General features: G+C 53.3%; 24 protein-coding genes. 10 read left to right on the forward strand and 14 right to left on the reverse strand.

Annotated features, from left to right (window positions below; translation table 11 throughout):
- Positions 1–5: 5 nt before the first annotated feature.
- The gene (locus IEY39_RS18325) at positions 6–947 is read right to left on the reverse strand and encodes a UDP-3-O-(3-hydroxymyristoyl)glucosamine N-acyltransferase (protein ID WP_188934262.1); all 942 of its coding nucleotides are present in this window, start codon (positions 945–947) and stop codon (positions 6–8) included.
- A 261-nt stretch (positions 948–1208) separates the two neighbouring features.
- Between IEY39_RS18325 and IEY39_RS18330 the strand changes: the two genes are divergently transcribed.
- The 5 genes from IEY39_RS18330 to IEY39_RS18350 all read left to right on the forward strand — a co-directional run bounded on the left by IEY39_RS18330 (position 1209) and on the right by IEY39_RS18350 (position 4920).
- Complete coding sequence (locus IEY39_RS18330; RefSeq protein WP_188934264.1) at positions 1209–1805, forward strand: pseudouridine synthase; 597 nt, start codon at positions 1209–1211, stop codon at positions 1803–1805.
- Between the two features lie 65 nt (positions 1806–1870).
- Positions 1871–2746 carry a YicC/YloC family endoribonuclease gene (locus tag IEY39_RS18335; protein WP_188934266.1) on the forward strand — a complete coding sequence of 292 codons (876 nt, stop codon included), beginning with the start codon at positions 1871–1873 and terminating at the stop codon, positions 2744–2746.
- Positions 2747–2765: 19 nt separating this feature from the next.
- A complete protein-coding gene (locus IEY39_RS18340) occupies positions 2766–3245 on the forward strand; it encodes a gliding motility lipoprotein GldH (RefSeq protein WP_188934268.1) in 480 nt (159 codons plus the stop codon).
- A gap of 3 nt (positions 3246–3248) precedes the next feature.
- Positions 3249–4214 (forward strand): sensor histidine kinase, encoded by a 966-nt coding sequence (locus IEY39_RS18345; RefSeq protein WP_188934270.1) that lies wholly within the window; start codon positions 3249–3251, stop codon positions 4212–4214.
- 4 nt (positions 4215–4218) lie between these two features.
- Positions 4219–4920 (forward strand): response regulator transcription factor, encoded by a 702-nt coding sequence (locus IEY39_RS18350; RefSeq protein ID WP_188934272.1) that lies wholly within the window; start codon positions 4219–4221, stop codon positions 4918–4920.
- Between the two features lie 4 nt (positions 4921–4924).
- Here the strand turns inward: IEY39_RS18350 and IEY39_RS18355 are convergent, their stop codons facing one another.
- Positions 4925–6988, reverse strand: coding sequence for a BatD family protein (locus IEY39_RS18355; RefSeq protein WP_188934274.1), 2064 nt, complete (start codon positions 6986–6988; stop codon positions 4925–4927).
- A gap of 41 nt (positions 6989–7029) precedes the next feature.
- Positions 7030–7731: an SDR family NAD(P)-dependent oxidoreductase gene (locus IEY39_RS18360; protein WP_188934276.1), complete on the reverse strand. Its 702-nt coding sequence runs from the start codon at positions 7729–7731 to the stop codon at positions 7030–7032.
- 17 nt (positions 7732–7748) lie between these two features.
- On the opposite strand from IEY39_RS18360, the gene IEY39_RS18365 reads away from it, so the two are divergent.
- A complete protein-coding gene (locus IEY39_RS18365) occupies positions 7749–8444 on the forward strand; it encodes a YjjG family noncanonical pyrimidine nucleotidase (protein ID WP_188934278.1) in 696 nt (231 codons plus the stop codon).
- Here IEY39_RS18365 and IEY39_RS18370 read toward each other — a convergent pair.
- From IEY39_RS18370 to IEY39_RS18380, 3 genes are read right to left on the reverse strand one after another with little or no spacing between them, the layout of a single operon-like run.
- Positions 8441–9100: a phosphatidylserine decarboxylase family protein gene (locus IEY39_RS18370; RefSeq protein WP_188934281.1), complete on the reverse strand. Its 660-nt coding sequence runs from the start codon at positions 9098–9100 to the stop codon at positions 8441–8443. The genes IEY39_RS18365 and IEY39_RS18370 overlap by 4 nt on opposite strands.
- Positions 9101–9143: 43 nt before the next feature.
- Entirely contained in the window at positions 9144–10034 is an 891-nt protein-coding gene (locus tag IEY39_RS18375) for a phosphatidate cytidylyltransferase (protein WP_188934283.1), read from the reverse strand.
- Positions 10025–10873, reverse strand: coding sequence for a CPBP family intramembrane glutamic endopeptidase (locus IEY39_RS18380; protein ID WP_188934285.1), 849 nt, complete (start codon positions 10871–10873; stop codon positions 10025–10027). Before IEY39_RS18380 ends, IEY39_RS18375 begins: the two co-directional genes overlap by 10 nt.
- A gap of 49 nt (positions 10874–10922) precedes the next feature.
- On the opposite strand from IEY39_RS18380, the gene dusB reads away from it, so the two are divergent.
- Positions 10923–11963 carry a tRNA dihydrouridine synthase DusB gene (gene dusB / locus IEY39_RS18385; protein WP_188935631.1) on the forward strand — a complete coding sequence of 347 codons (1041 nt, stop codon included), beginning with the start codon at positions 10923–10925 and terminating at the stop codon, positions 11961–11963.
- Between the two features lie 89 nt (positions 11964–12052).
- Here the strand turns inward: dusB and IEY39_RS18390 are convergent, their stop codons facing one another.
- Positions 12053–13435, reverse strand: a complete 1383-nt coding sequence (locus tag IEY39_RS18390; protein WP_188934287.1) for an aldehyde dehydrogenase — start codon at positions 13433–13435, stop codon at positions 12053–12055.
- Positions 13436–13474: 39 nt separating this feature from the next.
- Between IEY39_RS18390 and IEY39_RS18395 the strand changes: the two genes are divergently transcribed.
- The 3 genes from IEY39_RS18395 (at position 13475) to IEY39_RS18405 (ending at position 15389) form a co-directional block, all read left to right on the forward strand.
- A complete protein-coding gene (locus IEY39_RS18395; RefSeq protein WP_188935633.1) occupies positions 13475–13921 on the forward strand; it encodes a nucleoside deaminase in 447 nt (148 codons plus the stop codon).
- A 178-nt stretch (positions 13922–14099) separates the two neighbouring features.
- Complete coding sequence (locus IEY39_RS18400) at positions 14100–14699, forward strand: superoxide dismutase (protein ID WP_188934289.1); 600 nt, start codon at positions 14100–14102, stop codon at positions 14697–14699.
- A gap of 51 nt (positions 14700–14750) precedes the next feature.
- Positions 14751–15389: a hypothetical protein gene (locus tag IEY39_RS18405; protein ID WP_188934291.1), complete on the forward strand. Its 639-nt coding sequence runs from the start codon at positions 14751–14753 to the stop codon at positions 15387–15389.
- A 51-nt stretch (positions 15390–15440) separates the two neighbouring features.
- Here the strand turns inward: IEY39_RS18405 and yidD are convergent, their stop codons facing one another.
- The 7 genes from yidD to IEY39_RS18440 form a co-directional block, all read right to left on the reverse strand.
- The gene (gene yidD, locus IEY39_RS18410; protein WP_188934293.1) at positions 15441–15671 is read right to left on the reverse strand and encodes a membrane protein insertion efficiency factor YidD; all 231 of its coding nucleotides are present in this window, start codon (positions 15669–15671) and stop codon (positions 15441–15443) included.
- Positions 15668–16165, reverse strand: a complete 498-nt coding sequence (locus tag IEY39_RS18415) for a ribonuclease P protein component (RefSeq protein WP_188934295.1) — start codon at positions 16163–16165, stop codon at positions 15668–15670. The genes yidD and IEY39_RS18415 overlap by 4 nt, the downstream gene beginning before the upstream one ends.
- Before the next feature lie 60 nt (positions 16166–16225).
- On the reverse strand, positions 16226–16381 hold the full coding sequence (rpmH, locus tag IEY39_RS18420) for a 50S ribosomal protein L34 (protein ID WP_188934297.1): 156 nt from the start codon (positions 16379–16381) through the stop codon (positions 16226–16228).
- A gap of 248 nt (positions 16382–16629) precedes the next feature.
- Positions 16630–17523 carry a Riean_0653 family protein gene (locus tag IEY39_RS18425; protein WP_188934299.1) on the reverse strand — a complete coding sequence of 298 codons (894 nt, stop codon included), beginning with the start codon at positions 17521–17523 and terminating at the stop codon, positions 16630–16632.
- 8 nt (positions 17524–17531) lie between these two features.
- Complete coding sequence (murI, locus tag IEY39_RS18430; RefSeq protein WP_188934300.1) at positions 17532–18353, reverse strand: glutamate racemase; 822 nt, start codon at positions 18351–18353, stop codon at positions 17532–17534.
- A gap of 45 nt (positions 18354–18398) precedes the next feature.
- Complete coding sequence (locus tag IEY39_RS18435) at positions 18399–18908, reverse strand: OmpH/Skp family outer membrane protein (RefSeq protein ID WP_188934302.1); 510 nt, start codon at positions 18906–18908, stop codon at positions 18399–18401.
- A 37-nt stretch (positions 18909–18945) separates the two neighbouring features.
- Positions 18946–19458, reverse strand: a complete 513-nt coding sequence (locus IEY39_RS18440) for an OmpH/Skp family outer membrane protein (RefSeq protein ID WP_188934304.1) — start codon at positions 19456–19458, stop codon at positions 18946–18948.
- Between the last annotated feature and the right edge of the window lie 5 nt (positions 19459–19463).

Consider the following 19463-nt stretch of genomic DNA (forward strand, 5'->3'; position numbering starts at 1 on the left):
GGCCATTAGCCCATGACCTTCTTCCACAGTTCGGGGATGCGTTTCACCCATACCAGCTCTCTTTTCTTCAGTGCGGCATCTTCAGCCGGATAGCCAAAATAGGTTTTACCACCTTCCAGGGAGGAAGGAACGCCACTCTGCGCCAATACAACGGCATTGTCGCCGATGGTGAGTGTCTTGCTTACCCCCACTTGTCCCCAGAGGATGACCCCGTTGCCGATCTCCACTACGCCGGCAATACCGACCTGGGCGGCAAAGAGGCAATTTTTCCCGGTGACTGTGTCATGCCCGATATGAACCATATTGTCCATCTTCGTTCCCCGGCCGATGACGGTGTCATGACTTACCCCCCGATCGATGGCGCATCCCGCGCCTATCTCTACATCGTCCTGGATGACCACCCGGCCGCAGCTTTCCATCTTCCTGTACCATACTTCGCGATCTTTTTTGCCATTGTAGTAGAAGGCATCGGAGCCGATGACCGTACCGGCCTGGATGATCACATTGTTGCCAATGATGCAGTGGTCGCCGATGGTAACGTTGGGGTGGATGACGCAGTTGTCACCGATGGTGGTGTGATGGCCGACAAAGACGCCAGGATAGAGATAGGTATTCTTACCTATGGTGGCGGTGGCGCTGATCATGCCGGTAGCGGGTTCAAACGGACGAAAATGCCGGACGATCTTGAGATACGCTTCGAAGGGCTGGTCGACCACGAGCAAAGCCTTTCCCGGCGGCACTTCCACGGCTTTATTGATGATGATGAAGGTCGCGGCGCTCCGGATACAGGTGTCATAGTATTTGGGATGATCGACGAATACAAGATCACCCTTCTCGACTTTATGGATCTCGTTGATGCCGGTGGCCTGGCCACTCTTGTCACCTATCAGCTCTGCGCCCAGGAAGTCGGCCATCCATTGAATAGATACGGGAGAAGGAAATTGCATAGTGATGATTTTGTGTAAAGGAAGCGTTGATTTTGTGTTAAAGAAGCATTGGTTTTGTGCAAAGGTATCCACAGCTCAAAAAAAAATGTGAATAAAATTTATTGTAAAAATTTTTTAGATAGACAAAATTATTTTTAATATTGTGGAGGGAAATTTATTTCCCGGTACTTACTAACCCATCCATATATTGAAAGCCCGGTTTCGCACCGGGCTTTTTCTTTTGGCATCGGGCCGCTCACGATCATTTCAATTCGCTGAAACGTGCACCATTACTACATCGTATACAAACCCTTCCAGGTGATGTCCCAATTTTCTTCCACCGAAGGGAAGCGAACATTAAAGGATTTCTTCCCGGTACCGGGCGATTGTTATCCGGTGGGGCGGCTGGATTTCGACAGTGAAGGGCTGCTGATCCTGACCAATGATGCGGCATTGAACAACCGGTTACTAAACCCGCAATTCGCACACGAACGGGAGTATTGGGTACAGGTGGAAGGCGCCATTACACCGGCCGCCATCCGTCAGTTGGAGGCGGGTGTGACCATTGCAGTCGATGGCAAGCCCTATCGCACCCGTCCTGCGGTCGCAGGAATATTCGAAGCGCCACCGCCAGTGCCCGACCGGCATCCACCCATCCGCTATCGTGCGCAGATACCCACTTCCTGGATAAGGGTAGTGCTCCGGGAGGGAAAGAACAGGCAAGTGCGGAAGATGACGGCGAAGGCTGGATTTCCTACGCTGCGGCTGATCCGTCGCCGGATAGAAAGGGTCGATCTGGAAGGACTGGCGCCCGGGGAAATGAAGACGATGACCCAACAGCAACTCTATTCGTTGCTGTTTGCCGAAAGGAATCAGTAACTTGGGGGCCTAACGGGCTAAGGATCCGTTGCCCGAAGGGGCATTACATCTAAAACATTGAATTTATGCTCAAATCGATGACCGGCTTCGGTCGTGCAGAACAGGCAGTAGGAGACAAGACTTTCCAGGTAGATATCAAATCCCTGAATGGAAAACAATTCGAACTGCAATTGAAATTGCCGGGATTCTTAAAACCCTTTGAGTTTCCCATCCGCAAACTACTCTCTGAGAAACTGGGCCGGGGTTCGTTGGATTGCACCATCAGCCTGAAACAAACCGGCAATGCCAAGCCGGTGAGCATCAATACCGATCTGGCCCGGGCATACTACCGGGCACTGGCCGATCTCTCCGAAGAATTACAGCTCGACCCCTCCAATATCCTGAGCACGCTGGTCAAATTGCCGGAGGTGATCACTCCCACCAGCGATACGCTTACGGACGAGGAATGGGCGGAATTCGAAAAGGTGATCCTTTCGGCCATCGAAGACCTCGATGCGCACCGGCTTATGGAAGGAGCATCCCTGGAAGAAGACCTGCTGCTGCGCATCAACAATATTGTGCGCCACCAGGACGAGGTCATCAAACTGGAGCCCTTCCGGCAGCAAAAGATAAAAGAAGGGTTGAAGAAGCTGTTGGAAGAACATGTCGGGAAAGAGAATTATGACCCCAACCGGCTGGAGCAGGAGCTGATCTATTACATCGAGAAGATCGATATCAGCGAAGAGCAGGTGCGGTTGAAGAACCACTGCGATTATTTCCAGGCCATCCTCCGGGAGCAGGACGACAGCAAGGGCAAGAAACTGTCTTTCATCTTACAGGAGATAGGCCGCGAGATCAATACGACGGGTTCCAAGGCCTATGATTCGACCATCCAGCAATGCGTGGTCCTGATGAAAGACGAGCTGGAAAAGGCAAAAGAACAGGTTTTGAATGTTTTATAATGACCGTATTTTTGTGCAAATGAAAAACTACGCTGTATTCCTTCTGCTCGCGTTTACCTCCCACTGGATGGCCTGCACTCCGCCTGAAGGCATGTATGAGAAAGATATCAGCCTCCCCGGAGAGCAATGGGCCGGCAGTTTCAAGCCGACCTTCACCTTCAACATCAGCGATATGGATACCGCCTACCGCTACAACATCTTTATCGTACTGCGGCATGCGGACGCTTATAACTACAACAACATCTGGATCCGGGGCACCATCAAACAACCGGGAGATGCAGCAGTCCGCAGCGACCGCTATGATCTCCAGCTGGCTACCAATGAAAAGGGATGGCTCGGCACGGGGATGGAAGACATCTATGAGCAGCGTGTCCTGATTCAGCAATCGACCAAATTCAACCACCCGGGTGCATATTCCTTCACTCTCGAACAGGTGATGCGGGAAGACCCGTTGAAACATGTCCTTAACGTCGGGGTCCGCATAGAAAGAGCCCCTTAGTGTATGTTCAAAAAGAAACGTCTGGCGGTTGCCATTATCGTATTCTGGATCCTGCTGGCCTATATCGTAGCCGAGCTGGCATGGTGGTTTATCGCCCTGGAAATACAAAATCGCCAGATGACGACCTACCGGATCATGCTGTTGCGACCGGAGGACCCCGGTTACAACACCCGGCTCGAAGCCATCCACAAAGATGAAATGAAAAAAACCGCCGAATTCATCGGCGAAGGCAGCATTTTTCTCCTTCTCATACTGGTGGGCGCCATCTTTGTCTATCGGGAAGTACGCAGACAGATACGGCTGCAACTGCAGCAGCAGAATTTTATGATGGCTGTCACGCATGAGCTGAAAACACCTATTGCGGTGACCAAGCTGAACCTGGAAACCCTGCTCAAACACCGGTTAGACGAGCAGAAGCAACAAAAGATGATCCAGGCGGCCTTGCAGGAGACCAACCGCCTCGACCATCTGGCCACCAATATCCTGGTCGCCTCACAACTGGAAGGGGAATATGTCCAGTCGAAAGAATCACTCGATCTGTCCGATCTTGCTACGCATCTGATGCAGGATTACCTACACCGGTTTCCCGAAAGACATTGGGAACAACATATAGAACCGGGCTGCACGCTCCTGGGGGATGCGGTGCTGCTGCAAATGCTTGTGAATAACCTGGTAGAGAATGCCCTGAAATATTCGCCCCGGGAGGGTACCATCACCGTGAGCCTGGGACGCAAGGGACGGGCCATCTCGTTGTGTGTTGCCGACCAGGGCCAGGGCATCCCCGACGAAGAAAAAAAGAAGATCTTCGGTAAATTCTACCGCGCCGGCCAGGAGACGACCCGCCGGACGAAAGGTACCGGTCTGGGGCTTTATCTCTGTCGCAAAATCGCCGAGGACCACCATGCCACACTTAAAGTCACCGATAATTCCCCGGTTGGAAGTATTTTTACGGTTACATTCACAGCCTGATACCATGAGCTCCAAAATCTCCATCCTGCTGGTAGAGGACGAAGAAAACCTCCATGAAGCGCTTAAGCTCAACCTCGAGCTGGAAGGGTATGAGATCACGTCGGCCTTTGACGGATCGCAGGCCCTGAAGGCTATCCAGTCGGAGTATTTCGATCTGATCATCCTCGACGTGATGCTGCCCGGCATGGATGGCATCAGCGTCACCGAAACCATCCGTGTCCAGAACAACGATGTCCCCATCCTCATCCTCAGCGCGAAGAATGCCAGCGCCGACCGGGTGCTGGGTCTGAAAAAAGGCGCAGATGACTATCTGACAAAACCCTTTAACCTCGAGGAGCTGCTCCTGCGGATACAAAAGCTGATAGAAAAGAATAAGAAGATGCAGGAGAAAGAGTCTTTTGGGGACACGTATAGCTTTGGCAAGAATACCATCGACTTCAGGGCCCAGGAAGCCACGACAAAGGACGGGAGCAGGATACAACTGAGCAAGAAAGAGGCAATGCTGTTGAAATTACTTATCGAAAACCGGAATGAGGTGGTCACCCGGGAGAAGATCTTGCAGGCCGTATGGGGGTATAATGTGTATCCGACGACGCGCACCATTGATAATTTCGTGTTGAATTTCAGGAAGTATTTCGAGGAAGATAGCCGTCATCCCAAGTATTTTCATTCTGTCCGCGGAGTTGGGTATAAGTATACTGAATGACCGCTCAGGCCAGCCTGTCCAATATCCGCTCGCTCTGCCACAACAACTGCTCCATGTTGAACCGGTCGTAGGCCGGGGTATACAGGTTCATCTCACATTCATTGAGGATATTCTCGAGAGAAAGCAGGGAGGTCTCATCCCAGCCTCGTAATCTTAAGTGGTGGATGCTGTTCTGCTTGTTGAGTTCGCTGGCCGGCAGGTCGAGTTTCCTGCTCATCGCCTTCCAGATGGCCCGGTTGATCTCGCGGTAAAAGGCCTTGGAGTCGCGGGCATCAAAATACCGGCGGGCTTCCAGCAGCGGGTCGGCTGCGGGCGTCTGTGGCACATAGGAGGCAGCGCCTGTCTCCGGGATGGCGCGCCCCACAACCGTGTGCGGGGTCGAGGTCATCATCGGCTGCTGCGGTGCATTGGAGGGATCAATGACAACCGGCTGCTGAGGCAGGATAGGCTGTACCGCAGGCGCCGGAGCCTGCACCTTCCTTTCCCCATTGCTCTTCCGCAGCCTGCTGTTCTGACGCCAGAAATAGATGGTGACCCCCGCAACGAGGAGGGCGGCAAACACCCATTCAAGGTGAAGCTGGAGGAAATTGACAATACCTCCTGATGCTGTCGCTTCATTCCGGGTGACATCGGCGGGAGCGTGGGATCTTTCTTTTCTAACGGCAGGCGATACCTGCAGATCGAGGGGCTTTGTCCCGGCCGTTTTATACGTTTGCGAGGCGGGATCGAAGTAGGAGAAATTCACCGCCGGTATGGTATAATGCCCTGCTGTCTTCGGAACAAAGACGTAGTCAAACGACTTGGAGCCAGTCATAGGCGCCACCGTCTTATTTACATCCTCTTTTGCCGTAGGGTCGAAGGCATCGACGCTGGCCGGCCAGGAGATGGGCGGAGCAGCAATCACCGGGAGATTGCCTTTCCCTTTGACGACGAGATGCAGGGTGGCTTCGTCCTGCGCGCCGACGGTATTACTGGCAAGAGAGGCCTCCACCGAAAAATTGCCAACGGCGCCGCCAAAGGTGGCGGGTTTGTTTTCTTCCGGCAGCGGCTTGACCGTAATCGTCACGGGTTTTGTATCGATAGTGACGTTCTCGTCGATAGCAGGACCAAGATCGTTCTCATCGGCCATCTGGTCGAGCAGATCGCGCAGGTTGTTCCCGTTATGCCGGACTTCCTGACGGCCGGAGGCTTTTACAAAATGAACGGTGTTTTCCACTTCCAGCTGGTCGAGGTCGATCGACCCTGCCTGAAGGGGGATGAGCTGGGTCTTGCGAATGGTATGAACCGTATAATCCTTACCGTTGAGGTGTTCGACGGATACGGCGTCGGAGCTCGGATCGATCATGTCATAGACGCTGAACCCGTTGAGGGAAGGCCGTTTGGTCACCCGAGACTCCGAGCTGAGCCGGGTGTAGAGCTTATAGGTGGCAACGATAGGTTCGCCGACATAACAGGAGTTCTTGCTCACCTGGCATTTTACAAAGAGGTTCTTTCGGATCTTCTCTTTTACGTTCTCACCCGGTTTTAACACATAATCCCGCTCAACCTCTCCGGGTTCGGGTCCAAAGGGGTCCCAGGAAGGTTGCATAAAGGGGTTGCCGAAAGGACTACTGCCACCTGGCGCCGGATGAGCGTTTGCGGCGCCCGATCCGCCCGGATGCACCGTAACCGTGACAGGGTTGCTGCGCATGTGTTTGCCATCCACGGCGGCGACCGCGCCGTCAATGGTGAACTTCCCGGTCTTTATGGGCTCCAACACAAAAGACAGGGCTTTATACTGGGACATATTCCCGTTGACGATGCTCATGCCGCTGGACTGGATCGGTCCCTGGACAATACGGAATCCGGCAAATTCGGGGGGCGTAAGGTCTTCTATCTGCCGGGCGTTCTCGACGACAAATTCTACCTGGAGATAGTCGGTCTTACCGATCTCCTGGCTGCTGACCATGGTGGAAAACTTCACCTGTCCGATGGCACAAAGCCCGGAAAGGATGGTTATCAGAGTGATAAACGATAAACGTAAAATAGTCGCGATAACGGATGATTTTATAGGTCTACCAATATCCATAGACGCCTACAAATATAAGATTCATAAGGGTTAAAACTAGGTTAAAGATCGCCGAGCTGTGGCCGCAGGAGTATCTCTTCCACGGTAGCCTGTGGTGAAAGCCGGCTGGCCGTAAAGACCATCTCGGCGACGTCGGCCGCCGTCATAATGCGTTGAGGGTCTACGCCTGTGCCGGACCAGGAGTCGGTATAAGCAGCGCCGGGATACACCGCCGTCACCTTGATGCCATGCGGCTTCATCTCTTCCCGGAGATTGGCGGAAAATCCAGCCAGGGCATATTTACTAATGCTGTAGGCCCCTCCATTGGGATAGGCCTGCAGGGAAGCGACCGAGCAGATGTTGAAGATGTGACCGCTGCGCCGGGCGATCATGGCTGGCAGCAGGTGGCGGGTGAGGTGATAGGCGCTGTAGAGATTGACGGCGATCAGCTTTTCCAGCACTCCTTCGGGTTCATTGTGTACGCTGCCGGGGATAAACTGCCCGGCATTGTTCACCAGGACATCCACCGTTGCGCCGCTGGCGCTGACCCATTGAGCAAAGGCAGTGACCTGCTCTTTTTCTCCCATATCGGCGGGCCGGCTGTGGATGGTGACCGTGGGATAGCGGGTCGCAAGCTCTTCGGTTGTCGTCGCGAGCGTTTTTGCGTCCCGCGAACAGAGATAAAGATGATAGCCCCCGGCAGCAAACCGTTCGGCCATGGCCTTACCCAGGCCTTTTGAAGCCCCGGTGATGATACAATTCATAATACTTAAATTGCGTCATGCAATATAAACACCTTTTCTTCGACCTGGATCATACGCTTTGGGATTTTGAGGCCAACAGCCGCCAGACCTTGCAGGAATTGTATCATAGCCTCGATCTGGCCGGCAGGGGGGTCAACGACTTCGACCTTTTCCATAAGCGTTATATCGTGCATAATGACAAACTGTGGGAGCGCTATCGCAACGGTTTTATCAAGGTCGATGAATTGCGCTGGAAAAGGATGTGGCTCACCTTGCTGGATTTCAAGATCGGTGACGAACCCCTGGCGCGGCAAATGGACGAACGATTCCTGGAGGCCCTACCCACCCGCAAGATACTCTTCCCCTATACGGTGGAGATCCTCACCTATCTCAAGGGAAAAGGGTATCAGCTACATCTCATCACCAATGGATTCGAAAAGACGCAACACAGCAAATTACAGTATTCGGGCCTGAACGATTATTTTACGGAAGTGATCACCTCCGAAGGGTCAAACAGCCTGAAGCCGCATAAAGAGATCTTCGAGTATGCTTTTCACAAGACGGGCGCAACGCCGGGCGAAAGCATCATGCTTGGTGACAGCATAGAGGTGGACATCCAGGGGGCCATCAATGCAGGCATCGACCAGGTATATGTCAACCACCTGGGTGTCGAACCGGCGATAAAGCCCACCTATACCGTTGGTTCTTTAAAAGAGCTGGAGGATATTTTCTAAGCCCATTTCGCCAGTACGGTCACGCCGCCCTGAACCACCTGGTTCAACTGCACCTGGACGGAAACGCCCGGAGGCAGCAGGACATCGACACGCGACCCGAATTTGATGAATCCCATCTCCGCGCTTTGCTCGACCTTTTGTCCTACATGGAGATAGTTGACGATACGGCGGGCGAGGGCGCCGGCTATCTGTTTTACCAACAGTTCGCCGTGGGGATTGCGGATGACGACAGTATGCCGCTCGTTCTCCGTGGATGACTTGGGGTGCCAGGCCACGAGATATTTGCCTTTATGGTATTGGTTGTAGACGACTTCGCCACCGATAGGGTTTCGGTTCTGGTGGACGTTGGCCGGGCTCATAAAGATGGAGATCTGGAGTCTTTTGTCTTTGAAATATTCTTCATCGACCACTTCCTCGATGACCACTACTTTTCCATCTGCCGGACAGACGATCAGATCGTCCCCGGTGGACAGGTTTCGACGGGGGATACGGAAAAAGGAGATGAGGAACAGGAGAAGGCCAAGGGTCACCAGGAAGATGAGCCCGCTAAGCCAGGCCGCATGAGCGCTGATAAAATAAAAAGAGATGAGATTGAGTACGGCAAAGGCCAGGGCGCCGATGGCGATGGACATGTAACCTTCTCGATGAATTGTCATGTATTTAATAACAAGTTGAAAGTCAAAGATAAGTATTTTGATGTTACGCCTGGCTGATCACCCACATCAGGTAGCACCATGCGAAGGGGGTGGACACCAGCAGGGAATCGAACCGATCGAGGAAGCCGCCATGACCGGGCATAATGTGTCCGCTGTCCTTGACGCCCGCCATGCGTTTTATTTTACTCTCCAGCAGATCGCCGAATGTCCCGGTGATGGCGCAGATAGCGGCAACGACCATCCAATGAATGGGGGTAAAGAGGTTCCAGTCGGGCGAGTTCTGCAGGGAAGCGCCGAGTGCGCCCATGACCCCGATGGCGAGTATAATTCCGCCGACGGTGCCTTCCCATGTCTTTTTCGGGGAGGTGGCCGAGAGCGGCGTCCTGCCGATGAGGGAGCCGACAATATAAGCCATGGTGTCGTTGATCCAGAGAGAGCCGATGATCATGATCACCGGAACCCGATCGGCAAAAGGCAGAGGGCTGCCATAGAAAAGGGTCCGCAAATGCGTCAGCAGGGCCAGGCTAAGTGAAATGTAGATGAGGCCGAGGGCGCTGCGGCCGATGTTCTTTATATTGAGCGTCCGGTATTGAATGATCTCACCAACTACCAACAGACATAAAAACCCAAAACACCCCCATCTTCCAACGGCATGTATAGAGATGCCGGCGAATTGCAGGTGACCATTGGCGGAATAGAGCATCAGGCACCAGCCGGCGATGATGACGCTATAGCGATGCAGGGGGGAGATGCCGGCATAGTCCTTGTCGATGAGGACCATCATCTTCTCGTATTCGACCCAACAGCCGAAATGAATAAAGGAGAACAGGAGAAGAAAGCTCCAGGGGCTCCATAGCAATCCCGCCAGCATGACCACGACGAACACCGCGGCCGTCAGCGAACGGGTTTTCAATATAGGTATGTTTAGTGCCATTTGCTATTTTTTGCGGCGCGGGATTGGCTGCGCATCGCCGTCAACAAACCTACAACTATTACCAAACTTATCAAGGTGGCATAACCCGGAATGGAAGGATTTTCGTTATTGATCGTTGTAGGGTAGTAGCTCAGCGCAACCACCTGTATCCCATTATAAAAGCAATGGGCCAGAATGGTCGTCCAGAGGCTGCCGCTATACCAGAAGGCCGCACCAAGCAGGATACCGAGGAACATCCTTGGCAAAAAGCCCTCAAACTGGAAATGCAGAAAAGAAAAAATAAAAGCGGTGGCGATGATGCCCGCCCATGGCCGCTTAATGAGCTGGATCAGAATCCGTTGTAAGACGCCCCTGAAAAACATTTCTTCGAAAATGGCGGGTATCACGGCAACGACCAGCAGATTGATCAGGACGTCGACGGGTTTTTTTACCTCCAGGATGGCGGTGAGTTGCCGGTCGGTATCCGTTTCGGTCTGGATCATCCAATGGGGCAGGGCGATGCGTTTGTTCATTATACCCAGCCAGCCTTCCAGGGGAAAAGAAAAGAACAGCAGCAGAATGGCAAGAAGGTAAAAATTCCTTTTTTCCGCGGGACGGAATCCCAGATTATAAAGCGGGTGATCTGCAAAGGTGAGCCGGGCGTATAAAAAAGCCGGCACTCCGAATAAGAGGACGGTGTTCGCAATTTGAGCAAGCTTCAGCGTATTGGCGGACAGAGGTTTTGGTAACTGGCCCATGAGAAGGGCCAGGAAAACCACGCCGATGAAGGCAAAACCAAACAGTCTCAAAAAGAGGCCCAGCTGCGCCCATGGAGACGGTATCCTGAGGTTATCTGACATATGAGAATCCACGATAAGTGTGTATATTTGCGGTTTCCTGTTATCTATCGTGATAAACATCGGCAAGATACAAATTCCTGCATTCCCGCTGATCCTCGCTCCAATGGAAGACGTGAGTGACCCACCATTCCGGTATGTGTGCAAGCACAACGGGGCCGATCTGATGTACAGCGAGTTCATATCCAGCGAAGGATTGATCAGGGATGCCATCAAGAGCCGGCAAAAGCTGGACTTCTTCGAATACGAGCGTCCTTTTGGCATCCAGATCTTCGGCGGCGATGAAGAGGCGATGGCGATGAGCGCCCGGATCGTCGATACCGTTCAGCCCGACCTGGTGGATATCAATTTCGGGTGTCCCGTGAAAAAAGTGGTGTGCAAGGGCGCCGGTGCCGCCGTCCTGAAAGATGTGGATACCATGACCCGGCTCTCCGCGGCCGTGGTCAAAAGCACTTCCCTGCCGGTGACGGTAAAGACCCGGCTGGGATGGGACGATGAGTCCAAGAACATCGAAGAGGTGGCGCTGCGGCTACAGGATGCCGGTATCCAGGCCCTGACTATCCACGGCCGCACCCGGGCGCAGCTGTACAAAGGCGAAGCCGACTGGACACTCATCGCAAAAGTGAAAGAGAATCCCCGCATTCATATTCCCATTTTTGGCAATGGCGACATAGATTCCCCGGAAAAGGCACGGCTCTATCGCGACCGGTATGGGGTCGATGGACTGATGATCGGCCGGGCAGCGATAGGCTACCCATGGATCTTCAATGAGATAAAACACTATCTGCGGACAGGGGAGCATCTTCCGCCGCCAGGCATCGAACAGCGCATCGAGGCCATCCGGAGTCATCTTTTGCGATCGGTGGAATGGAAGGGTCCCGTAGTCGGTATCCTGGAGATGCGGCGTCACTATACCAACTATCTCAAGGGTTTTCCCCATATCAAGGAGTTTCGCAATCAGCTGGTGCAGAAAAAGACGGTGGAAGAGATCGGGGAAGTGTTGCAGCAGGTGCAGGCCCGCTATGCGGGGTTTGTACCGGAAAGGGCGGTGGCCAGCTTCTCGCAGAGCCAGTTCGAAGACTGTGCTTACTGAGCCTGATGGATCCCCCGATCCCTGTACCGACTGCTTCGCAGTCTGGCTGGGCCTATGTCTGGCCTTCGGCCGGCCGGCCCGTGGCCGTCCTAGCGGATAAACCACTTAAACCATTTCAGCTTCCCTTTAAATGGCGGATATTTTATCGCCGGATCGATCAGGGTCGGCGACCGCATCACCGCTTTGAGATGGGTGAACCGGTCGAATGAATATTTCCCATGATAAGCCCCGAAGCCGCTGTTGCCGATGCCGCCAAAAGGCAGGTGAGGATTGGCGAAATGCCAGTCGGTGTTATTGATACATCCGCCGCCAAAGGCCAGTCCGTCGATCCAGGCTTTTTGTACACGGCGGTCTTTTGTAAAGAGATAGAAGGCCAGCGGATCGGGATGTTGCCGCACCAGCGCCATCGCTTCTTCCATCGTGTGATAGGTGAATACCGGCAACAGGGGGCCGAAGATCTCTTCCCGCATCACCGGCGAATCGGGCGCCACCTCTTCCAACAAGGTCGGTTCGATGTAAAGGGCCTCACGGTCATAGCGGCCGCCATAACGGATCTTAGCCCCAGACAGATAACCAACAAGGGTGTCGAACCTCTTTTCATTGATTATTTTTCCATAATCATAGCTCTCTTTTGGTTGTGCGCCATAAAATGCGGTGATCGAAGATTCCAGGTGCCGCAGCAGGGATTCCCGAACGTCAATGTGCACAAGCAGATAGTCCGGGGCTACGCAAGTCTGGCCAGCATTTGCGAATTTGCCGACGACGATGCGGCGTGCGGCTACGGGCAGGTTGGCATCCTTCTCCACGATGACGGGGCTCTTGCCACCGAGTTCGAGGGTTACGGGGATGAGCTGCTCTGCGGCAAGTCTGTAGATGGCATGGCCAACCACAATGCTACCCGTAAAGAAGATGTGATCGAAGCGGAAGCTCCTGATGAGCGAGGGCACTATGGTAGCGCCGTCGCCCTGGATGACGCGGACCAGTTGGGGTGGGAAGAGCCTGGTGAGGATCTTTTCAATGAGGGCGGCGGTTGCCGGCGCCAATTCGGAGGGCTTTAGTACGACGGCATTCCCGGCAGCGAGGGCTGCGGCCAGCGGGATGAGCGATAGCTGAAAAGGATAGTTCCAGGGAGCGATGACCAGCACCACTCCGAGTGGATGCCGGTAGACGCGGGAGGTGGCGGGTACGTTCACCGGATTAGTGCCTGCCCTTTTCGGCGCCATCCATTTTGCGAGATGCTTCAGCGTATGCCTGATCTCTGCCAGCACAAGCCCCGTCTCCGTGGCATAGGCTTCTTCGGGACTCTTTTTGAGATCGGCGTACAGTGCCTGGTAGATGTCGGTCTCTGCTTCTTTGATGGCCTGCCGCAGGTTTTGCAACTGTTGCCGCCGCCAGGCATAGGGGCGGGTGGCGCCGGACTCAAAATATCGGCGCATCGGCCCGAGATCGGGAAGGAAGCCTGGATCGTTCATGGTTTGAATTTCGGCAAAAATTTCGTGATCTTGCAGCCGATGAATGACGAATATTTCATGCAGCAGGCACTGAAGGAGGCGCGGCTGGCGTACGAAGAGGACGAAGTTCCGATCGGCGCCGTCGTCGTCATGGCAAACCGGGTCATCGCCCGGGGCCATAACCAGACTGAACGATTGAACGACTGCACTGCACATGCCGAGATCATCGCACTTACTTCTGCATTCAACCATCTTGGCAGCAAATACCTGCCCGAAGCCACCCTCTATGTCACCATCGAGCCCTGTCTGATGTGTGCCGGGGCCCTTTACTGGAGTAAGATCGGCCGCGTGGTCTTTGGTGCGGAAGATGAAAAGAACGGCTACCGGCGGGGCATCGGGGCTCAACCCGCACCCTGGCCCTTCCATCCAAAGACCGAATTGGTAAAAGGCGTCCTCAGCGAAGATTGTGCCACGCTGATGCGCGATTTTTTCCGGTCAAAACGCTGAACCCTAACCTTTTTCCTGTAGATTTGTTCTCCCTTCAGGCATTAAATGTGCAGGAAATGCGCTTTCTGAAATGTAGCGCATTTCCCGCAATTGTCTAATGTCTGTCCTTCGGACAAGATGCCTCTGGCATCTTAGGCGCGATAATAATTTTTTTTTTAATATCATTAAACCATTTGTTATGGCATTTACACTTCCCGCGCTTCCTTATGCATTTGAAGCATTGGAACCGCACATCGACACGACGACCATGCAGATACATCATGGCAAACACCACCAGGCTTATGTCGACAACTTAAATAAGGCAATAGCCGGCACCCCCAACGAAGGTAAATCCCTTGAAGAACTGGTGCAGAAGGCAGGCGCCATCAGCCCGGCAGTGCGTAATAACGGCGGCGGTCACTGGAACCACAGCTTTTTCTGGGAGATACTGACGCCCAAATCCACCGGAGCCCCTGCCGGAAAATTAGCCGACGATATCCATACCACCTTTGGCAGCTTTGATGCTTTCAAGGAAAAGTTCGCAGCAGCTGGCCTTGGCCGTTTTGGCAGCGGCTGGGCATGGCTGATCCTTAAGGATGGGAAGCTGGAGATCTCATCTACCCCCAATCAGGACAATCCACTGATGGATGTAGCCGAAGTAAAGGGTACGCCTATCCTGGGTGTCGACGTTTGGGAACATGCCTACTACCTGAAATACCAGAACAGGCGGGCTGATTATCTCGGCGCTTTCTGGAAAGTCATTAACTGGGATAAAGTAAACGAGCATTACTCCAAGTAAATTTTATAATAAGGACCGGCCCCATGAGGGGCCGGTCCTAAAAAAAACACAATGAAATCAGCCAGTTTCCTGTTCGCCGCCGCCGTGTGTTTTGCAGCCTGCAAAGGACACGAAAAAAAAGTATTGGTCTACGCCAGCGATAAGATATCGATAGATGCCTCCCAGCACCAAATTACTATCGCCAATGGAGACGGTACTACCCATCATGAACAGGAGCTGGATTTCACCACCGGCGACCCGGTGACCCTGAATGTAGAATCGCCCCAGGGCAAATACACGGTCACCATTCCCGATGACGGCTTGTATATCGCCAACCTGAAGACCGACACTGTCGTCGGCAGCCGCCAGCATGTCGGCTCGGAAGGAGGCGAAGCCCGTATCACCCAGGACGCGCTAAAGCACAAACTGGACAGCCTGCAGCAATTGATCCAGGGTCAGAATGTAAGCGACGCTAACCAGAACTATTTTATCGTTCCCGGTAAGGCCGTCCGCGTCACTACCGAGACGAAGTCCAAGGTCTTTGGCCCTTTTACGACCATCCCCGGATCGTTCGATGCCGGATCGGTGCCTGCTATCTATAAATTCTATAGTATGAAGGAAATGCGGGAGATCATCGGCAACCTGGATAAAATGATGACCAAGGAGCCCGCACCGGCCGAAAGCGTTCCCGCGGACAAGAAGACAAAGTAGGCGGCCCTACTCAAGGCGCGGGGCCCGAGGCGACGGTTCCGCGGGAGGATCTTATGGCACGGGGTCGATACCATGTCCGCCCCAGGGGTGGCAACGGGCAATCCGCCGAATGCTGAGCCAGGCGCCTTTGAACAATCCATATTTCTTAAGGGCTTCTACGGCATAATGTGAGCAGCTTGGCGTGAACCGGCAACGGGGTCCAAGGGCCGGGGAAATGACCCATTGGTATACCTTGATCAGGGCGACCAGGGGAAGACCTAACAAACGCAACACTTTCCTCATTTTGTTTCCCTCATTAATTTCTGCAAAGCTACGGCGATCTTCGCTGTCACGGTGGCGTAGTCCGGCAGTTCCTTTCCGGTGAAAACAAAGAAGACGGCCATGGAGAGGCCTTTTTGGGCCAGGAGGTGCAACAGGGGGGCTTTCTGCAGGCGATAGGCTTCGCGGCCCAATCTTTTGATGCGGTTGCGGTCAACGGCCTTTTTGAAATGACGGCTGCTGGCGCCAAAACCGGCCTGGAGCGGAGCCTGCCGGGGGCTGGGAGAGGACAGGGCCTGAGTAGGGGGACTTACATGGGATGGCGGCGGCGCTGAGGGAGACTGCACGGAGCCGGGGGATGGCTGGCGGGGCCCCAGGGGAGGCGTCGCCGGCGAGAGCAAAAAAACAACCTTATAGGGGAAAACGGAGAAGCTTTTCCCTTCCCGGAAGACTCGTTCGATCCGTTTCCGGCTCTTGAGCTTCTCGGCTTTTTTCCAGGTTGTGCGGTGCGCAGCCATAAGCAAAAAATAGCTCCGGGAATCCCGAAGCTATTGATTTATAATGCGATTGGACCTGATCTACTTCAGTTTCGACTCGTCAGAAACGGTGAGCTTATGACGCCCCTTTGCACGGCGGCTAGCCAGTACTTTACGGCCGTTGGCGGTTTGCATCCGCTTGCGGAAGCCATGAACCGTCTTGCGGCGACGTCTGTGTGGTTGAAATGTACGTTTCATTTAAAATGTTTTAGCTATTATGCAAAATCTACTATCTGACCTCGCGGTCGAGCCGCCTCCGGCTCCTGTCATTTCTGGACTGCGGGCACCATCCCGCCGCCGGTGAAAGGGATGGCAAAATTAGGAAAAAAAGGGGATTAGCTAGGAAAAAATATGTGCGGGAGAAACGCTTCTGGAAAAATAGCGCATCTCCCGCAAAGCGCTAATGTCTGTCCTGTCGGACAAGCCGCCTCCGGCGGCTTTGGTGCTTAGTACGACACCGCAAACACGCCGCTGCTGATCGAATGGGTTGTGTTGCTCGCCCCGGTGGGGTCGGACCCCGTAAACGTGAAGGTTCCCCTTATCCGCCGCGTAGCCGTATTATTGCTCGTTATCGTAAGCGTACCCTTTGTCGAGACAAAAGCGTTTGTAGCGGAATTGGCGACAAAAGTATACGCCGCCAGGTAGGAGGGGTTGGAACCATCCAGCGCGTAGGACCCCGGTGTGGCATTGGCCGGGAGCAACAAGCCGATGGTCTGGATGCCATTCGCAGAGGCGCCGATGATAGTCAGCTGACCCGCAGTGGCCGAGGCCTGGATGTTAACGCCCGTCCACGCGTTGCCATCTATATTGGCCTTGAGGGTGTCAGTGGAAGCGGTAGCAGGCAGGGAAGTAACATAAGGAATTTTAGTAAAGACCCCATTGGTGATGCTTTTCTTCCTGCCGTCAATGTCGCGGAATACATTAAAGGCAAATGTCCCGGATATCGTCTTGGCGACGGTATCTATCCGGGTAATGGTGACCGAACCTCCTGCCTGGGTCGAATCGCTGCCCTGGTTGGTGGAATAGGCGTATAATTCGGAAGAGTCGACATTGGCATATGCTGCAAAAGAAGGGGTTGTCTGGTTCAGCGGATAGCCGCCAGCTACCGAATCGGTGATTGTCATGGTAATCTCCTTGTTATCGGCGCTGATCCCGGTGATCTGGATGATGCCCCCGAGGATGCTGGCACCTTCCTTTGTCGTGGCAGCCGTCCACTGGACGCCATCGATCTTTGCCGTGAAATTGCCTGCGGCTGTGCCGCCATTCTCGATACTGGTCTCCTTTCTGCAGGCAGCCAGGCCGAGAACAATCGCCAGGGAGTATAGGAGTACCTTCTTCATATACAAGACTAGGTTAATAATACATGGGCCGACCGCAAATTGTGCCCGTAAAAAATGCCGGCGTGGTTGTCAAAGTCTTCCGTCGAGTCGGTGGTATAAAAACGCACCCGTCCACCCTTGCTGCACCGGCTTTCCATTTCCGGATGACGCTGCAAATAATCCGCCAGACTCCCGGCCACGATCTCTCCCTGCGAAATAAGCACGCTGCCGTCGGGTAAACAAGCCGCGATCTTGTCCTTTAGCAGGGGGTAATGGGTACAGGCCAGGACAACAGTGTCTATTTCCGCGCATCGTGCCAACAGCTGATCGATATATTCCCGGACAAAATAATCAGCCCCCGGTTTGTCGTGCTCATTATTCTCTATTAACGGAACCCATAGGGGGCATGGTTGCTGATAGACCTGCAAATCAGGGAAAAATTTTGCGATCTCTATCGGGTAGGACTCGGAAAGCACCGTACCCCGGGTTGCCAGCACACCAACTTTTCCCGACCGGCTATATTGACCAACCACTTCGGTGGTGGGGCGGATGACGCCAAGAACCCGGTTGTCGGGAGCGATGCGAGGCAGGTCGAGCTGCTGGATGGTTCGCAGGGCCTTTGCCGAGGCGGTGTTGCAGGCCAGGATCACCAGCGGACATCCCTGGTCAAAAAGCCATTGAACACATTGCAGGGTATACTGATATACAGTTTCAAAAGAGCGATTTCCATAGGGTGTCCGCGCGTTGTCGCCGAGATAGATATAATCGTATTGCGGCAGACGGCCGACCAGTTCCTTCAGAACCGTGAGGCCGCCATAACCCGAATCGAATACACCAATGGGATTAGTCATAAAAGCAAAACGCCGGGGTGGGCCCCGGCGTTTGTTTAGAAGTTTTTATTTGATACCTAATTTCTTCTTCACCAGGGGAAGCAGATCGTCTGCGGGCGGGGAGTCCAGCAGGATCTCCTTGTTCAGCACATAGGTGAACCCATTCTCTTTTGCAACGGCCTTTACGGCTTCGACGGCCTTCTTCTGAATGGGGGTGATGAGGTCTTGCTGCTTTTGCTGGTACATCTGCTGCGCCTGTTGCTGCCAGCCTTGCAACTTGATCAGCATGTCGCTGATCTCCCGCTTCTTCAGCTCCAATTGAGCCTTGGTATACTTGAGGGTATCCTTGGAATTCAAAAGGCTGTCCTTTTCCACATATTCCTTCTTCATATCTTCGAAATTCTGAGCCAGGGCGTTCTGATAATCGTTCAGCGCTGTATCAGCCTTTTTGTATTCAGGCATGGCAGGGATCAGCTCCTGGAGGCTGATGTACGCTATCTTCACCTGCGCCATTGCAGAATTGCCCGCCATAACCAGGCCCATAACCACCGCTACGATTGTGAGAATCTTTTTCATTTTGTTTTGAAGTTGTTTGTTTTATTAGCGTTTTTAACTATTTAATACCCAGAGCCTTCAGGACGTCTTCGCTTTTGTCCAGTTTAGGGTCGGCAAATATAACAGTAATTCCTTCACTTTTATCTAAAATAAAGTCATACATCCTGTTAACGGCCAACTGTTGAATAGCGTTGTAGACCTTATCCTGTATGGGTTTTACGAGATCCTGTCTTAGCTTGAACAGGTCGCCCTCATACCCAAATCTTTTACGCTGCAGATCGCGGACTTCTTTCTCCATGTTGAAGAGCTGGTCCTCCCTTTTCTTTTTTAATGTGTCGCTAAGCATAACCTGTTCGGCTTCAAAGTCTTTATACATTTTATCGAGGTTTGCCTGCTTGGCGTCGATCTCCTTCTGCCATACCATGCTCTGCTGGTCGAGCTTCTTCTGCGCCTCCTTGTACTCCGGCATCTTATCCAGGATATACTTGGTGTCTACAATGGCATAGGCTTGGGCCTGCCCTGTGAAGTAAAAACCCAGGGCGCAAAAAATGGCAAGGATTATCTTTTTCATGGTTA

The sequence above is a fragment of the Puia dinghuensis genome (genome assembly GCF_014642875.1).
In the GTDB taxonomy this organism is placed as follows: Bacteria; Bacteroidota; Bacteroidia; order Chitinophagales; family Chitinophagaceae; genus Puia; species Puia dinghuensis.

Coding starts and splice junctions, on each gene's coding strand:
- IEY39_RS18325 (WP_188934262.1), bottom strand. CDS start 947: ATGCAATTTCCTTCTCCCGTATCTATTCAATGGATGGCCGACTTCCTG.
- IEY39_RS18335 (WP_188934266.1), top strand. CDS start 1,871: ATGCTCAAATCGATGACCGGCTTCGGTCGTGCAGAACAGGCAGTAGGA.
- IEY39_RS18340 (WP_188934268.1), top strand. CDS start 2,766: ATGAAAAACTACGCTGTATTCCTTCTGCTCGCGTTTACCTCCCACTGG.
- IEY39_RS18345 (WP_188934270.1), top strand. CDS start 3,249: ATGTTCAAAAAGAAACGTCTGGCGGTTGCCATTATCGTATTCTGGATC.
- IEY39_RS18350 (WP_188934272.1), top strand. CDS start 4,219: ATGAGCTCCAAAATCTCCATCCTGCTGGTAGAGGACGAAGAAAACCTC.
- IEY39_RS18355 (WP_188934274.1), bottom strand. CDS start 6,988: ATGGATATTGGTAGACCTATAAAATCATCCGTTATCGCGACTATTTTA.
- IEY39_RS18360 (WP_188934276.1), bottom strand. CDS start 7,731: ATGAATTGTATCATCACCGGGGCTTCAAAAGGCCTGGGTAAGGCCATG.
- IEY39_RS18365 (WP_188934278.1), top strand. CDS start 7,749: ATGCAATATAAACACCTTTTCTTCGACCTGGATCATACGCTTTGGGAT.
- IEY39_RS18370 (WP_188934281.1), bottom strand. CDS start 9,100: ATGACAATTCATCGAGAAGGTTACATGTCCATCGCCATCGGCGCCCTG.
- IEY39_RS18375 (WP_188934283.1), bottom strand. CDS start 10,034: ATGGCACTAAACATACCTATATTGAAAACCCGTTCGCTGACGGCCGCG.
- IEY39_RS18380 (WP_188934285.1), bottom strand. CDS start 10,873: ATGTCAGATAACCTCAGGATACCGTCTCCATGGGCGCAGCTGGGCCTC.
- IEY39_RS18390 (WP_188934287.1), bottom strand. CDS start 13,435: ATGAACGATCCAGGCTTCCTTCCCGATCTCGGGCCGATGCGCCGATAT.
- IEY39_RS18395 (WP_188935633.1), top strand. CDS start 13,475: ATGAATGACGAATATTTCATGCAGCAGGCACTGAAGGAGGCGCGGCTG.
- IEY39_RS18400 (WP_188934289.1), top strand. CDS start 14,100: ATGGCATTTACACTTCCCGCGCTTCCTTATGCATTTGAAGCATTGGAA.
- IEY39_RS18405 (WP_188934291.1), top strand. CDS start 14,751: ATGAAATCAGCCAGTTTCCTGTTCGCCGCCGCCGTGTGTTTTGCAGCC.
- yidD (WP_188934293.1), bottom strand. CDS start 15,671: ATGAGGAAAGTGTTGCGTTTGTTAGGTCTTCCCCTGGTCGCCCTGATC.
- IEY39_RS18415 (WP_188934295.1), bottom strand. CDS start 16,165: ATGGCTGCGCACCGCACAACCTGGAAAAAAGCCGAGAAGCTCAAGAGC.
- rpmH (WP_188934297.1), bottom strand. CDS start 16,381: ATGAAACGTACATTTCAACCACACAGACGTCGCCGCAAGACGGTTCAT.
- IEY39_RS18425 (WP_188934299.1), bottom strand. CDS start 17,523: ATGAAGAAGGTACTCCTATACTCCCTGGCGATTGTTCTCGGCCTGGCT.
- murI (WP_188934300.1), bottom strand. CDS start 18,353: ATGACTAATCCCATTGGTGTATTCGATTCGGGTTATGGCGGCCTCACG.
- IEY39_RS18435 (WP_188934302.1), bottom strand. CDS start 18,908: ATGAAAAAGATTCTCACAATCGTAGCGGTGGTTATGGGCCTGGTTATG.
- IEY39_RS18440 (WP_188934304.1), bottom strand. CDS start 19,458: ATGAAAAAGATAATCCTTGCCATTTTTTGCGCCCTGGGTTTTTACTTC.